Genomic DNA, 267 nt, shown 5'->3' on the forward strand with positions numbered 1-267 from the left:
AAACCAGGTCGACAGCCTGATCGTAACCAGAAGCGGATCTGAAGGAAGTGTACAGTCGCTTAATTTGGAAGGCGACCGACTTTCTATTACAGGAGGTAATACAATTTCTTTGGGAGAATTGAGTGGAGGTTTTTCCGGTGACTATATAGATCTTGAAAACAAACCGGAACTTTTCAGTGGTGATTTTAATGATCTAGCTAATACGCCAGACTTCTTTAGTGGAGATTTTGAAGATTTGACTGGAATGCCTCAACTTTATACAAAAAG

The 267-nt window shown here is 40.1% G+C and carries 1 protein-coding gene; it reads left to right on the plus strand.

What is annotated here, in order from left to right:
- On the plus strand, positions 1-267 hold a 267-nt coding region (locus RM529_RS17940), incomplete at both ends, for a hypothetical protein (RefSeq protein ID WP_311486086.1).

The organism is Autumnicola edwardsiae (genome assembly GCF_031846505.1).
In the GTDB taxonomy this organism is placed as follows: domain Bacteria; phylum Bacteroidota; class Bacteroidia; order Flavobacteriales; family Flavobacteriaceae; genus Autumnicola; species Autumnicola edwardsiae.